Annotated in this window: 1 pseudogene; it reads left to right on the top strand. The window is 73.7% G+C overall.

From position 1 onward, the window contains the following. Window positions 1–247: pseudogene (locus tag ID132_RS12900) on the top strand (thiamine pyrophosphate-binding protein); the annotation flags it as partial.

Here is a 247-nt window from a genome sequence, read left to right on the forward strand (position 1 = left end):
GCGGCCGATCGACCTCGGCGTCGTCGGGGATGCGGCACTGACCGCCCGCGCGGTGGCCGAGGAGCTCGAGCGGTCGGGAGCCGGTTCGCGGTATCGGACTGAGGCGGTCGCTTCGGCGATTGCGGCCGAGGGGCGATGGAATGACGTGCCGCTCGGGTCGGCCGGGGTGACCGGTTCGGTGGTTGCGGGCGACCTGTCTGGGGTGGCGGGCGATGGCGAGCAGCGGATCGACCCGCGCATCCTCACC

The organism is Gulosibacter sediminis (assembly GCF_014904065.1).
Taxonomy (GTDB): domain Bacteria; phylum Actinomycetota; class Actinomycetes; order Actinomycetales; family Microbacteriaceae; genus Gulosibacter; species Gulosibacter sediminis.